At 45.5% G+C, this 14,369-nt stretch carries 10 protein-coding genes; 4 read left to right on the forward strand and 6 right to left on the reverse strand.

Annotated elements, in window-relative coordinates:
- Positions 1 to 49 precede the first annotated feature (49 nt).
- The 5 genes from J4N42_RS21905 to J4N42_RS21925 all read right to left on the reverse strand — a co-directional run bounded on the left by J4N42_RS21905 (position 50) and on the right by J4N42_RS21925 (position 7,484).
- A complete protein-coding gene (locus J4N42_RS21905; RefSeq protein ID WP_252032456.1) occupies positions 50 to 1,024 on the reverse strand; it encodes a porin in 975 nt (324 codons plus the stop codon).
- A 20-nt stretch (positions 1,025 to 1,044) separates the two neighbouring features.
- Entirely contained in the window at positions 1,045 to 1,968 is a 924-nt protein-coding gene (locus J4N42_RS21910) for a TonB-dependent receptor (RefSeq protein ID WP_252032460.1), read from the reverse strand.
- Between the two features lie 57 nt (positions 1,969 to 2,025).
- Entirely contained in the window at positions 2,026 to 3,693 is a 1,668-nt protein-coding gene (locus J4N42_RS21915; RefSeq protein ID WP_252032463.1) for a sulfatase family protein, read from the reverse strand.
- Between the two features lie 92 nt (positions 3,694 to 3,785).
- Complete coding sequence (gene bglX, locus J4N42_RS21920) at positions 3,786 to 6,170, reverse strand: beta-glucosidase BglX (RefSeq protein ID WP_252032466.1); 2,385 nt, start codon at positions 6,168 to 6,170, stop codon at positions 3,786 to 3,788.
- A 105-nt stretch (positions 6,171 to 6,275) separates the two neighbouring features.
- Complete coding sequence (locus tag J4N42_RS21925; RefSeq protein WP_252032469.1) at positions 6,276 to 7,484, reverse strand: anaerobic sulfatase maturase; 1,209 nt, start codon at positions 7,482 to 7,484, stop codon at positions 6,276 to 6,278.
- A 641-nt stretch (positions 7,485 to 8,125) separates the two neighbouring features.
- On the opposite strand from J4N42_RS21925, the gene J4N42_RS21930 reads away from it, so the two are divergent.
- A complete protein-coding gene (locus tag J4N42_RS21930) occupies positions 8,126 to 9,121 on the forward strand; it encodes a helix-turn-helix domain-containing protein (RefSeq protein ID WP_252032472.1) in 996 nt (331 codons plus the stop codon).
- Between the two features lie 92 nt (positions 9,122 to 9,213).
- The gene (locus J4N42_RS21935) at positions 9,214 to 10,488 is read left to right on the forward strand and encodes a dipeptidase (RefSeq protein WP_252032475.1); all 1,275 of its coding nucleotides are present in this window, start codon (positions 9,214 to 9,216) and stop codon (positions 10,486 to 10,488) included.
- Between the two features lie 95 nt (positions 10,489 to 10,583).
- Here J4N42_RS21935 and J4N42_RS21940 read toward each other — a convergent pair whose 3' ends face one another.
- Complete coding sequence (locus J4N42_RS21940) at positions 10,584 to 11,822, reverse strand: DEAD/DEAH box helicase (RefSeq protein WP_252032477.1); 1,239 nt, start codon at positions 11,820 to 11,822, stop codon at positions 10,584 to 10,586.
- A 229-nt stretch (positions 11,823 to 12,051) separates the two neighbouring features.
- Between J4N42_RS21940 and J4N42_RS21945 the strand changes: the two genes are divergently transcribed.
- Complete coding sequence (locus tag J4N42_RS21945; protein ID WP_252032480.1) at positions 12,052 to 12,882, forward strand: LysR family transcriptional regulator; 831 nt, start codon at positions 12,052 to 12,054, stop codon at positions 12,880 to 12,882.
- A 225-nt stretch (positions 12,883 to 13,107) separates the two neighbouring features.
- Complete coding sequence (locus J4N42_RS21950) at positions 13,108 to 14,334, forward strand: DUF1254 domain-containing protein (protein WP_252032483.1); 1,227 nt, start codon at positions 13,108 to 13,110, stop codon at positions 14,332 to 14,334.
- The last annotated feature ends 35 nt before the right edge of the window (positions 14,335 to 14,369 follow it).

Raw genomic sequence — 14,369 nt, forward strand, 5'->3', positions numbered from 1 at the left:
TACACCCCGACTCCAAGCACTCATCGAGTACTTGGAGGAAGTTCTTACACTAAAACTGGTACTGCGCAGCAACAGTAAACTGATTGTAATCGTGATTTTGGATAGAGGAATTGAACTCTGACAATAGATCTAGATGTTTGTTAACACGATACTGTAAACCAAATGTAATCGTTTCAACGTCGCGCTCATCGATATCGGCATTTCTCTTCATGAAACGGGTTACAAATCGATAGCGTTCGACATCGTACATCACCGACGCCTCCAGCGCTTTATGATCGCCCAGCTGCGCTTTATCCGTAGTTTTATCTAACACTAATGCTGCACTGAAGCCCCCATTGTTGTACCTCGCAGCAGTAAGATAAGACTGACTGTCCCAAGCTTCACCAGCAGTGAAGTTGACTCTTTGCGCTAAATAACCAGCTCCGACACTGATATTGTCGGTGATGTGGTACGTTGCTGCTGCATTCGACCCTTTGCGCTTGTTGTACTCTTCACTGGAGTATTCAAAAATCTTGTCTCCACCAAGAGTAAGGCGATCACCGAGAAGCGATAGCTCAAACTTTAATACGTTTGAAACTCTCGATGGCGCCATAACCGCATCATTGTCCGACATGCGAGATACGCCAGTGTCAGTCCATGAGGTAAGTAAACGACTTGAAGTGTACTGCTTACCAAAGGTTAATGTTCCATAATCCTGAGACATTAACCCAACATAGCCCAAACGAGTATCAGCACCGTCTTCACTAGCAGTATCAGCGATATCGACTTCCAGTTCAGCCTCTCCTATCGCAATCACAGACTCAGTCACGTAAGAAGCACCTTGAAAGCCAAGACGGAAGTATGAATCAAGCTGATTCTGACTTACATCGTTATCTTTTTTGTACTCACTGGTTCGAAGGTAACCGCTGTATATGTCCCCATTCATATTTAACTTATTGTCATCGGTAATATAAATCGGAGCGGCCGTAGCAAATCCAGAGCATGTGCTAATTAAAGCGCATAGACCCATTGTTATTTTTTTCATGTTTGTTCACCGAGTGCTTATTAAAATGACCAGCTAAGACCTGCGCGCCCAAAGAGCACATCTTTATTGCCTTCCGACGTTTCTCGGCCATCGAATTCGTTGAAGTGCCTGTAGGCAACATTCGCGACTAAACGGATTGAGTCAGTTAATCGAGTGGTGGTTTGAATATTGGTATTAAACTGATTCCAACCGCTATTTTCACGGCGAGTGACCTGGAAAATATCTTGGCGTAGTGTCACCGTAAAATCTGGACTGACTCGGTATGTAATGAAGGGCTTTATACCCCACTTGCGGAATGTATTATCACCATGTTGGTTGAACTCAGATTCGTACAAACCACCAGCGCCGGTACTAAACGAATCATTGATGCGATAGTTGTAGTTCGGTTCACTTTCAAATTTGTCGATCCTTTCACCGCGAGCGTTCATTTCTCCATGTCGATAGATGTATAAGCCATTGACATTCAGCGCATGATCGCCATTTCTGTAGAAAAACGCAGGACGGAACTTAAACATGTTGCGCTCTCGATTTCCCTCTACATGTCGGTAGCCAACCATGACGTTATATCGAAGATTGCTGGTAATAGCGTTCTCGTACCTAGGTTTAAATTCGATGATGTCAGCATCATTGAGTCGGTTTCCATCTCGATAAAATTGAAGCCTTTCCGATACAAGGCCAAGCTGCCAGTTTTTATTGATTGTTCCCCAGCCATCGAAATGGACAGTTGTCATTTCTACTTCATCACTCGCGTTGCTTAATGCGATATCTTCATACTCAAGGCCTGAAAAAAATCGAAATCTAGGTGTATTTTCAGAGTCTGCTGCGACATCTTCCAATCGATCGCCGAAGATGTTCTCCATACCAAAATTCGAAGCTTGGCTAGGAATGGAGAAAAGCATAAAGGGCAACAGTGCACCTAACACTGCTCTATATTGATTAACCATGTGAAATCCTGAGATTAAAAGGTGGTGATTGCCACCACCTTTTCGTAGATTGAAAAACTACTCTTTGTTTTCGAAGCTGTGAGGGAACAGATCTTCTAAGCGCTCTTTTGGCTTACGTTTTAGATCCATTGATTCCCACTCTTCTTTTGGCGGTACCGAATACTGCTTCTTCAAAGACTCTAACTCTTCGTGCATACGTGCGATCTCTTGCTTGTAGGCGGGATCATCAATCGCGTTGTTCATCTCGTTGGGATCTTTGCTTAAGTCATAGAACTCCCAGTTATCATCAGGGAAGTAGAAGTGAATCAGCTTGTAGTCACCATCGCTCACACCGTAATGACGCGCGACGCGGTGGAAACCTGGCAGCTCGTAGAAGTGGTAGTAAAGGCTCGAACGCCACTCTTTTGCTTCACCCGTTGTCATTAACTCAACCAGTGACTCACCATCAATGTCTGGGTAAGCTTCGACACCCGCAAGCTCCATAAATGTTGGCGCGTAGTCGATGTTTTGGACCAACTCATCAACAACCGTGCCCGGTGCAATTCGGCCAGGAAGCTGCATAACAAGTGGCGTCGAGAAGGTTTCTTCGTACATAAATCGCTTATCGAAGAAGCCATGCTCACCTAGGAAGAAGCCTTGATCAGACGTGTACACAACCAAGGTGTTGTCGGTCAGGTTGTTCTCTTCTAAGTAATCAAGTACTTGACCGACACTTTCATCGACCGCTTTGATCGTCGCTAAGTAGTCCTGCATATAACGCTGGTACTTCCAAATTGCGATCTCTTCTTCTGTCATGTCCGCTTCGTTGGCGTTAAACCAATCGTTGCGCTCTTGGTAAGCAGCGTCCCACTCGGCGCGCTGCTCTGGCGTTAGCCTTTCTAGCAAGTGCGGCCAAATATCACGACGCCATTCCGTTTCGCCAACACCAGTGGTCATCTTCAAGTCATGGCCTTCTTGCGTATCGCGATAAATATTGAGCTTCTGATTTTGAGCAGCGACTCGTCCGTCGTAGTCGTCAAAGTAGGTCTCTGGTACCGGGAACTCTGTTTCTGCAAAGGTCTGAGTGTGGCGCGGCGCTGGCATCCAGTTGCGATGTGGCGCTTTATGGTGCATCAATAGAGCAAACGGCTTGTCTTTGTCACGTTGCTCATCGAGCCAAGTGATTACTTTGTCGGTAATTAAATCCGTGGTGTAGCCCATCTCCATCTCAACACCATCTGGCGTAATGAAGTCTGGGTTATAGTACTCACCTTGGTCATTCAAAATATCCCAATGGTCGAACTTAAAGCCATCTGGAATTCGGTTGATATGCCATTTGCCGATCATCGCTGTGGTATAGCCTGAATCTTGCAACTTGTTGGCCCAGTGGTCTTGCGTACCATCAAAGGTTTGACCGTTGTAGTTAAAGCCATTCTTGTGGCCAAACTTACCGGTAAACATGGCAGCGCGAGAAGGACCACAGAGGGAGTTAGTCACATAGGAACTGGTGAACTTAACACCGCTTTCTGCGATTCTATCGATGTTAGGTGTCGGGGCAATTTTTGAGATCTCATGACCGTAAGCACTGAGTGCTTGCACTGCGTGATCATCAGACATGATGAAAAGGATGTTTGGTCGTTCATTTTCTTGCTGAACAGCCAATGTCTCCTTGTTATCTGCATCCGTGGAGCAGCCAGTTTGCGCTAACGCACCGGCTACTACCAACGAGAGTATTTTCTTGTTCAAATGATATACCTTTTTTAAGAAGTACGTGTGTGTTGCTACGAGGGGTTCTTTTCACCACGTGTTCCATGGAACACGTGGTGCTTTGTTCTTAATTATTCGGTGACGACGAAGTTTGCTTCTTTAACGTCATCTGAAGCCGTGCCAATGAAGACTTTGAAATCACCTGGCTCTACGCCCCAGTCCATGCCTGCGCGATAGAAGGCAAGGTCTTCAGATTTCAAAGTAAAGCTAATTGTTTTGGTCTCACCTTTTTCAAAATGAACCTTCTCAAAACCTTTGAGCTCTTTAACTGGGCGAGTAATCGATCCAACCATTTGGCGCGTGTAGAGTTGGACAACTTCTTCACCTGCGTGCGATCCATTGTTGGTTACGTCAACCGATACCGTAATTTCACCGCCAATCGACATTGTTGCTGAAGAAAGCTTGATATCGCTGTACTCAAACGACGCGTAAGACAAGCCGTGACCGAACGCGTAGAGCGGTGTGTTGTCTGAATCGTCGTAACGTGATTTGTAGTGTTCAGCACGCTGATTTGGGTTGTCAGCGTCATATGGGCGACCTGTGTTTTTCTCGTTGTAGAACACTGGAACTTGACCAACTGAACGCGGGAAGCTCATAGGAAGTTTGCCCGATGGCGCGTAGTCACCGACCAACACATCAGAGACTGCGTGACCGCCAGAAGTACCTGGATACCATGCGTGTAAAATACTGTCTGCGTTGTCGTCTAGCCAAGACAGGTCATTTGGTCGGCCACTCATAACGACAACGTTCATTGGCTTATCAAGCTTCTTAAGCTCTTCCATTAGACGCTGCTGGTTACCTGGTAGCGTAATGTCCGTACGGCTTGCCGCTTCACCAGACATACGCCAGTCTTCGCCAACAACCAATACAATGACGTCTGACTTCTTCGCCACTTCAATCGCTTCTTGGATGTTTTGCTCCAGCGTTGGATCGTTCTCGTAGACAGAAGGAAGCATTCTTAGGTGCTTCTTCACTTCATAATCTTCAGCGTTGTAGATGTATGAGTGGGTCGCGCCTTGTGCATAGTTGATTTGAACATCATCACCCAAACGTGCTTCTAAGCCTTGGCGAATCGTAACTGGTACCGTCTGACGGTCACCCGTTGCTGACCAGTTACCAATCATGTCGTTGGTGCGGTCAGCCATTGGGCCAATCAGTGCAATCGAATCAATATTATCGATATCTAGAGGAAGTGCATTCTGCTCATTCTTCAGCAGAACAAATGACTTTCTCGCAACATCACGTGCTGCTTCTAGGTTTTCTGCTTTTAGCAGTTCATTTGCACGGCGCTCGCCGTCTGCGTAGCGGTATGGATCTTCGAATAGACCTAAGCGCCACTTCATTTCGAGAACAAGACGAACAGAGTTATCGATCTGTTCCATGCTCACTTTGCCTTCCTCTACCAACTCTTTCATGTAGTTGAGGTAAAGCAGACCCACCATGTCCATGTCTGCACCGGCATTAAATGCAATTTCTGCCGCGTGTTTATCGTCCTTGGCGTAACCGTGTGGAACAAGTTCATTGATTGCGGTGTAGTCGGTTACGACAAACCCTTCAAAGCCCCATTGATCGCGTAACACGTCAGTTAACAGCATTTTAGAGCCTGACGCTGGAATACCATTTAGGTCGTTGAACGACGTCATGAAGGTTGCAACACCTGCATCAACCATCGCTTTGAACGGAGGCATTTGAGTCGTCCACAGTTCGTGATCCGATACGTCTGTTGTGTGGTAGTCACGACCACCTTGAGAAAGGCCGTATCCAACAAAGTGTTTTGCGGTCGCCATTACAGTATCGACTTCAGAAAGGTCGTCACCTTGGAAACCTTTCACACGAGCCGCTGCGATTGCCGAACCCAAGAATGCATCTTCACCAGCACCTTCTGACACACGGCCCCAACGTGGGTCACGAGTAATGTCCGCCATTGGTGCGAACGTCCACATAATACCGTCGGCTGCCGCTTCACGAGCCGCAATACGCGCTCCGAGTTCAATCGCATCAAGATCCCAAGATGCTGCTTCACCAATAGATTGTGGGAAAATGGTTTTGTGTCCGTGGATAATGTCGTGGCCCACAATCAAAGGAATGCCCAAACGAGTTTCTTCAACCGCCATTTTTTGCAGCTCTTTCGTCCATTCGGCTCCGTATGAGTTGAAAATTGCGCCAACTTCACCACGACGAATTTGTGCTTCATACTCTTCGTTAACAGAAGGGCCCGTTACATTTCGCGTACCACTTTGTAGATCAAGCTGGCCGATTTTTTCTTCAATGGTCATTTTTGAAATCAGGTCAGAAATGAAAGCATCCATCTTTGCTTTGTCATCGTTCCAAACCGTGACAGAGGCAGGCTCTGTTGGCTCTACATTAATAACATCACTAAACATAGTTTGAGCCATGACAGGCAAGCTCACTGAAATACTAAGCGCCAAAAGGCTGCGCTTTAGAGTGGTTTTCATCAGTTTTAATCTCCGGCTAAATGAATAAAATTTATTTTAAAGACGTAGGAAACCCTGCAGATATATCACTGCATTAATTCTTACTTTATATAACTAATTACTTAATTAACTTTTCATGGCATACAGAGCCATTATATTTTGAGGTGAACCACCACTTTGAATCTGATTAACCATCATTTTCATTGCGTATGAAGTCTTAGAGAAAATTAATTTATAAGACTCACATAGGTAGTTTTCTTTATATTTTTCACCGCTACTTTTTATTATCCTATGTTTTGGACAACCAGAATTACAAAGTGAATAATATTCACATCGACGACAAGACTCTGAAACTTTTTTATATTTAGCTTTGCCAAATTGAGTCTGCTTTTTACTTGAAACCAGTTTTTCAATGCTTGTATCGTGAATATTTCCCAGCTTATGTGATGGATAAACGTAGTGGTCACACGAATAAAGATCGCCATTATGTTCAAGTACCAACGATGCGCCACACTCATTCAAATGGTGGCAAATGGTGGCGCCATGCCCAATCCAAGTAGACAGTATGCTCTCGAATGTTTGGACGTAGATCTTCCCAATATCCTCGCGAACCCATTGTTCAAACACATCTGATAGGAAGACTCCAAAACCATGCGGTGGAACAGAAAAAGACGCCATTTCATTGATATCGTGGATTGACTGATTGGCACCGTTACATCCAGTGCGATTTTGATCTACCTCGACAATTGGAATGAACTGCATATGTTCAACGCCCATCGACTTTAATGCCTGATAGGTTTCTTTTCCTCGATGCCAATTTTTATCGTTAACAACCGTTAATGTATTAAATTCAACGTTATGTTTAATCAATAGCTCAATTGAGCTTTTTACTTTTTCAAAAGTTGGATTGCCGTTAATAGATATACGATACCTATCGTGTACATCAGAAATACCATCGATGGAAACTCCAAGTAAAAAATTATTTTTGTGGAAAAATTCAGCCCACTTACTATTTATTGAAATTGCGTTTGTTTGGAAGCTATTGGTGATCTTCTTCCCGTTAGAGTATTTCTTTTGATAGTTAACCGCACGTTCAAAGAAATCTAAGCCAGCTAATGTTGGTTCACCACCTTGCCAAGCAAAATCAATAACATCTAGATCGCAGTCTCGAATGTAGTTTTTAATGTAGTTTCTCATACTACTATCCGACATTAGATAGTGATCATTACTTTCTTGAATAAAGTTTTCTTTCTCTAAATAGAAGCAGTAATCACACTTCAGATTGCACTTAAAGCTGGCAGGTTTAGCCATGATGTGGAACTTGGTTGAACTCATAGAATCTCATGCTCAAAAACAACGTAAATAACACTATTGGTCAACACGTCCCTGCGTTTCACATTTGAAATGTACCATTAATGAAAAATCATCCAACAAGATAAGACTTAAAATGTGACTCGGGTTAGGCTATTAATTACACGAACTGATCAAGATCAAAGGAGTGCTCGACTTTCATTAGGATTTAATGAGCAAAACTGCACAGGTACATAAAACCTACCAGGCAGACTCATTCACACTGTAAATGGCAATATCCAGAGGGTGGATTTAGTAGCAGCAAGTACTCACAAGTTGGCTGAAATTGAGTTAATAACACTGGCTGACGAGAAGGGGTAAGAGAAGCCAGTATTTAAGGGCTTGGCATTAGCTATGTCGGGCTGCATGAGTTTCAGCCCCACCCAAACATTGCCATGGTAAAAATTTCCGACCTAGAAACCATGTCGAAGTCGTATTTGCTCAATCTTAAAGGGCTGGAGCAACTACTGGTGATCAAGATTATGCAGCAGTTGGCAAACGAGCATCCTATTGTTTATTAAGATTTATTGGCATTACTTCTTGCTTTGAAGACGCTAAATTAAGAGAGTGATACCTCACTAAAGGGAATATATACTGTCTATTGGCGAATAGTAGAAGGAAAGGCGATGAGCTCTGAATCTTATGAAATCCCAGTAATTCGATCTACTTACCTCAAAGAATTTATTACGCTTTTTACTAAAGCGGGGCTCAATCCAGATAACCTTATTTTTAACAACGGCTTGCCTTTAGATCTTATGCAAAGTGACGGTGACTTTGTGCCTAACCTGTCGCTCAATCGCCTCATCAACGCAGCAGCAGACGAGCTTGGTGTAGAGAAAACACTGGATATACTTTTCACCCACTTTAAAACGCTCGCCGTCCCTCATGTTCTTCACCAATTTGAAGCCTATTCAACCATTGGCGAGGCATTGCAGCACGCAAAAGCAATATTCTCTCTCGACTCTCCAGGCAGCAGCGTGTTGGCAAAATCCATCAATGGTCAGTTTTGGCTATGCCGTTCAAACTATCAACAGCCAGAAAAGTCCATCACTTGGCACGAGCCCTTTTTTATAAGCTATGTAATCGCCTTGATTCAGCATCTGACGCATTCGGATTGGCTCCCAACGCAAGTCAAACTGCAGGTCACTGACGACTCAATTGTTAACCAAATTGTTGGGGCAAGTTGCCAACTGTATATCGGACACGAGGACACCGAAATACTGCTCCCTCAACACATACTTGATAAGAAAATTGAGATTCCTCCGAATACACTTGGATCGCAACAACCTCATGTGGAGTGGTATACCAGCTTTTCCGACTCAGTGTTCGAACTGCTAGAGCAATACTCAAGAGAGCAAAACCTTTCCGTACAAGAGGCCGCCGATATTCTGGGATACTCGCAGCGAACATTACAAAGAAAACTGCAAGCTGAAAATCTGAGTTTCGGCAAAATAAAAGACAGCGTCATGTATACCAACGCATGCAGATTGATGGGGAAAGGACACAGCCTAACCTATATTTCTACACAGCTGGGCTACCAAAATGTGTCGCACTTTTCCCGCTCTTTCAAGCGCATATCGGGGACGACACCAAAGGAGTATTTGAAAGCCTTGAGAGAGTAAAACGCCAAGAGGTCCGCTTTGGCACGATTAGGTAAAAACCGAATTTTCCCTTGAATACAATGCATCCAAATCCCGAAATAAATGGTGCCATGATGCAAACACGTAAAGTCACGACCCTAGCCTTAGCCACTGCTTTTTTTTCGTCTTACTCGTTCTCACATGATATAGGCCACGACCATATTCATGTGGAAGGCGGTTGGACAGCAAAAGCTGGTTTCGTCTCAGACACCGACTTCCAAGCGCCACTTTGGAATGCCCGTGGAAAATCGGAACAAGAAATCAAAGCACGAGCCGCTTACCTTGCAACCATCTACGATGCTCCACGCTCACCAAGCGAAACTCAAAAAGATGCGCTGTTTAGGGAGAAGTTTGGCGACGCTATTTTCATTAATTCGGTACTACCCGCTGCCGTCGGCGTTACTGGTTTCCCTAAACACTTGGTAAAACAGGGGTATAAAAGGAATCAAGAAGCAGGTGTTTCTGTCGCGAGCGTATCGCTTTACAACTACCCATCTTCACAAATAAAAGACATCGATTATTCGCTAGAACAAACAAAAATTGCGGTCCAAGAATCAGGGGCGCGACAGGCTCACACCACACTCGATATTCGCAATGCTAAAGCGGATGGAAAAATGTCTGTGATCTTCAATGTTCAGGGCTCTGATTTCCTTATTGACGACCTTAGCCAAATGCCTCAATACGCTCGCGAAGGAATCAAAGTCATGAACTTCACTTACAACGCAGATAATGCGCTCGCAGGTGGCGGTTCAGCAAACAATAAAGGACTCACGACGCAAGGCATTGAGTTCGTTAAGCTGGCGAATAAAAGTGGTGTCGTTATCGATGTCTCTCACTCATCAAGTCAGACCGCAGTTGAAGCGGCAAAATACTCTTCAAAACCTATTGTAGCGTCTCACTCAAATGCTGCGGGGCTACATAATATAGGTCGAAATTTGTCTGATGAAGCCATCATCGCGATTGGTAAAACCAATGGTGCAGTTTGTACAACTGGCGTAGGTATGTTCTTGAATGAGGAAGGAGATGCTTCTCCAGAAGCGTTTGCCAAACACGTGGTTTACACCGCAAATCTTATTGGCAGAGATAAAACCTGTTTCTCGACTGACTACTTACACAACTATCAAGACTTCGTCGCAGCAGCACTCAAAGACAGTAAGCGATTTCCGCCTGAGCTTGGATTTGGAGGCTTCACCTACAACACAACCATCGAACAAGGCTGGGCTGTGGCTCGAATTCTACAAGAGCAATACGATTGGAGCGACGAGGAAATTAGAGGTTTCTTAGGAGAGAATCTAATGCGAGTTTATGCGGAAAACTGGCATGAAGTGAGCGTTGCTTTAGGTTCATAGGCCGACTCAGGTCCAAATAGAAAGCTAACACTTAGCCACACCTATCTTGGTGTGGCTTTTTAGCTCGCTTTACAATGTAAATTTAAGCGGTTCTGTTAAGGCTTCTTTGGTGCAAAGCGCTTGGACTTCCCTTGAAACTGCTTGATGCTTTTTTTGCTGTTGGTTCGGCGGTTGGCTTTTTTATCGCGCGGGGCACGCTTACTCTCGCCCGTCGACGGTTTGTCGGTAACCGGAAAACCGTCCAACGCTTGTAGAGGCAGTTCACGCTGAGTGAGGCTGCGAATCGCTGTTAATGCCTCCATTTCACCATGACATACCAGCGACATAGCAACGCCCAGTTGGCCTGCTCGGGCAGTACGCCCCACGCGGTGAACGTATGTTTCTGCATGCATTGGCAGCTCAAAATTCACTACTACGGGCAACTGCTCAATATGAATACCACGAGCAAGAAGGTCGGTTGCAATCAATACCTGTGTCTTTCCAGATTTAAACTGAAGCAACGCTTCCTCTCGCTCTGTTTGGCTCTTATTACCGTGCAGCGCATTAGTCGTAACTCCGGCCTTATTGAGTTTCTTGGCCAAGCCATCCGCATTCTCTTTGGCACCAATAAATACCAGCACTTGAGCCCATTCATTTTGCTGGATTAGCTCAATCAGCGCCTTAGTTTTACTGCCTTTGTTCACAAGATACAGTGTCTCGGCAATATCCTGATTGGTGCTGTTTTCTTGGTGGGCAGCGAGTTGCTTTGGCGCATGCATCAATTGATTCGCTTTTTGCTTTAGCTCATCAGAAAACGTGGCCGAGAACATCGCAGTTTGACGCTTTGCAGAGGTTTGCAGCGCGATGCTTTGTACCTCTGGCCAAAAGCCCATATCGAGCAAACGGTCGGCTTCATCTAAAACAAGGTACTGCACCCGACTCAGACTCAGGCCGCTGTTTACCAAATCCACCAAGCGCCCTGTGGTTGCGACCAAAATACTCGGCTTTTCAGCAAGCGCTTGTTGTTGAAGCGCTTTGTCGACGCCTCCACACAAACACACTGCGTTGAGTTTAAGCGATTTACCAACGTGGTTAATCGCTTCCGTCACTTGAGTGGCGAGTTCACGCGTCGGCACCAACACCAGCCCTTGCTGCTCGACATTTACATTTAAATTGTCTAGTAAAGGCAATCCATACGCTAAGGTTTTTCCACTACCAGTATTGGCCAGCGCCAAGACGTCTGCCCCGCTTATTAGCTCTGGAATCGCCAAAGACTGAATGTCTGTCGGTGATTTGAACTCTTTTGGTAAAGCGTGGATAACATCAGAACTCAATGAGAGAGTGGAAAATGACATGGAGTTGGCCCTTAATGTGGAGGCAGGAGAACGTGTAAATATAGCCGCGGACTGTATCACAATCTAATCTTGGCCGCGCAAAAGAATCCAACTTGGCTTAGCGATACCTGCTGGCACACAAATTTGCACCGACACGCGTGAACCTCAGCGAGATTTAAGCCAAACTCAAGCTATGCCAAAGTGCGTGCAGCGCTGGCATATCAGAACTTTTTGGTTTCAAAGGCGCCCGATGGATTTAAACCTGATCATCCCTTTCATTCGTGTTTACGAACTCAATAGCATCACCCAAGCGGCAGAGCTGCTGGATGTGACTCAACCAGCCATGTCGGCCAGCATCAAACGGCTAGAGAAAAGCCTAAATACACAGCTGTTTGTTAGGCATGGTCGCCGCCTCGAACCAACCGCCAGTGCACACGCGCTTGCGACTCACTTTAAAGAGATCGAGCATCATCTAAAGCTGGCTTTAGACACACCACGAAATTTCACGGTGTATGCCCCAGAGCATATTGTGATTCAATTGCCGATTCTCGACGGCATCAAAGTTATCGAGAGCCCGATATCTGAATATCAGGTGCTGGAGCATTTAAGACACGACAAAATCGACATGGCCTTAGAGACACGCTTCAAACAAGAAAAAGAGCAGTCATTTATCTATGAACATGTGGTGGATGTTGAGATCGCTTATGTGTGCCGAGCTGATCACCCAACAATTGGTGATGCCATCACACTCGAGCAGTTTTACGAACTGGAGCATGTCACCCTGCCGTATGGCGATCATGAAATCTCTGGGTTTGAAAAACTGGTTGGATTAAACATCAGTAGAAAGATTGTTAAGCAAGTGACTAGCCCAAGTTCAATGCTGTTATGCGTGCAGCAATCTGATGCGATTTGTGTCGCTAATCGTCGTGATCCGCTGATAGAGAAACTTGGCTTGAGGGTGTTCGATGTACCTTTCACATTCGACACTATTCATATCGATTTGGTTTACCACAAAAAATACATCGATAACCTACACCACGCTAAAGTCCGTAACCAACTAGTATCGTTACTGAAAGACTAACTCGCTCCACCTACAACTCACTTTCCCCCACTTCCCATTGCGTGCTGCCGCCCTACATAAACACTGTTTATGTAGGGTATAGCTGCCATCATCTACTTCGCGCAGAGCTTTACTTGTACATTACCTTCATCGACACGCCCTCCCCTCTCCGGGTTTATCTAGGTGCTTGTTCTCAATTTCCAATAACAATAATTCGATAAGCCATAGCGCTTAATAGGATGTAAGATGAAGAAAACTCTCCTCGCAGCAACAATTGCCGCTGTCTCTTTCGGTGCAGTCGCATCAGATGCGGTCACCACCACATTACCGAATGGCACTGACATCACCGCCACGCCTGCAGAAATGCGCGCGTATGTGGTCACCCACCACGCCAACTATTTGCGTGACACCGCTGAAGATAACGGCGGAACTAACATCATTAAACATACCCGTGTATTACCGGGCTCGGGAACCGATTTTGTCGTGACCCCAGCGCTGGATCATTTGTACTCGAAAGCGGTCCTAGACCTTTCCGAAGGACCTGTATATATGGAAGTGCCAAAGGTCAGCGACCGCTACTTCTCGGTCCACATTACCGACCAAGAGCACTACACCATCTTTGATGAATACAACCCTACTCAAACGCACTATATGTTTGTTCGCCAAGGCAGCGAGTACAAAGCGAAAGACGGCGTAACGGTCATTGAGTCTCGCGGCGATCACCCACACGTATTCTTACGCACGCAAGTGTTTACCGAAGAAACCATCGCCGACACTCATGCGATTCAAGATAAGGTTTCTTTAAGTGCACCAACGACTGGCGGTAAATTAGACTTTACTGACCCTGTCGCTTTCACATTGAACACTAGCGATGTGTACCCAGACAATATTGAGCTGATGCAGTCACGTGTCGGCAAGCACAGCGACGCAGAGTTTAAGCGCATGCAAGGCTTCATGACTGGCGTGTATCTTGAGCGCTCAATCGCCGAAGGTGCTGACAACTGGGGACTATTTGGCCCAATTGACTCCAAAGAGCCTCGCGCTGACGATCATGTTACTCGTGTGATTGGCATTGTCGGCCACTTAGGTTTACCGGTGTACTCAGCGACAATGGATAACACCCATGCCTACTACACTGGTGTGCCAAGTAACTGCTCAGGCAAGCCTTTGAACGGTTCGAATACTGAAGTGTTTACTATCCCATATGAGCCAGCCGTGGATCTGTTCTGGTCTGTTACTCGCTATTCTGGCCTCACTTACAACACGCTACCAGGCGCCGAGCAGCAAGTATTTAATGCCTATAACACTCAGCCAGATGAGAACGGCAATATCACCATCACTTTCTCGGCCGAAAACCCAGAAGATGGGACTTACTGGATGCCGGTTAAGGAAAATGAACCTTACTACTTTGTAGAGCGTTATTACGGCCCAAGAATGAACGAACTTGAAACAGCGCTCGATCGCTGCTCGTAACCCACTCTCATTAGGGAAAGCCAGTGCTTACGGAG

This window comes from Vibrio sp. SCSIO 43135 (assembly GCF_023716665.1).
Taxonomy (GTDB): domain Bacteria; phylum Pseudomonadota; class Gammaproteobacteria; order Enterobacterales; family Vibrionaceae; genus Vibrio; species Vibrio paucivorans.

Coding starts and splice junctions, on each gene's coding strand:
- J4N42_RS21905 (WP_252032456.1), bottom strand. CDS start 1,024: ATGAAAAAAATAACAATGGGTCTATGCGCTTTAATTAGCACATGCTCT.
- J4N42_RS21910 (WP_252032460.1), bottom strand. CDS start 1,968: ATGGTTAATCAATATAGAGCAGTGTTAGGTGCACTGTTGCCCTTTATG.
- bglX (WP_252032466.1), bottom strand. CDS start 6,170: ATGAAAACCACTCTAAAGCGCAGCCTTTTGGCGCTTAGTATTTCAGTG.
- J4N42_RS21925 (WP_252032469.1), bottom strand. CDS start 7,484: ATGAGTTCAACCAAGTTCCACATCATGGCTAAACCTGCCAGCTTTAAG.
- J4N42_RS21930 (WP_252032472.1), top strand. CDS start 8,126: ATGAGCTCTGAATCTTATGAAATCCCAGTAATTCGATCTACTTACCTC.
- J4N42_RS21935 (WP_252032475.1), top strand. CDS start 9,214: ATGCAAACACGTAAAGTCACGACCCTAGCCTTAGCCACTGCTTTTTTT.
- J4N42_RS21940 (WP_252032477.1), bottom strand. CDS start 11,822: ATGTCATTTTCCACTCTCTCATTGAGTTCTGATGTTATCCACGCTTTA.
- J4N42_RS21945 (WP_252032480.1), top strand. CDS start 12,052: ATGGATTTAAACCTGATCATCCCTTTCATTCGTGTTTACGAACTCAAT.
- J4N42_RS21950 (WP_252032483.1), top strand. CDS start 13,108: ATGAAGAAAACTCTCCTCGCAGCAACAATTGCCGCTGTCTCTTTCGGT.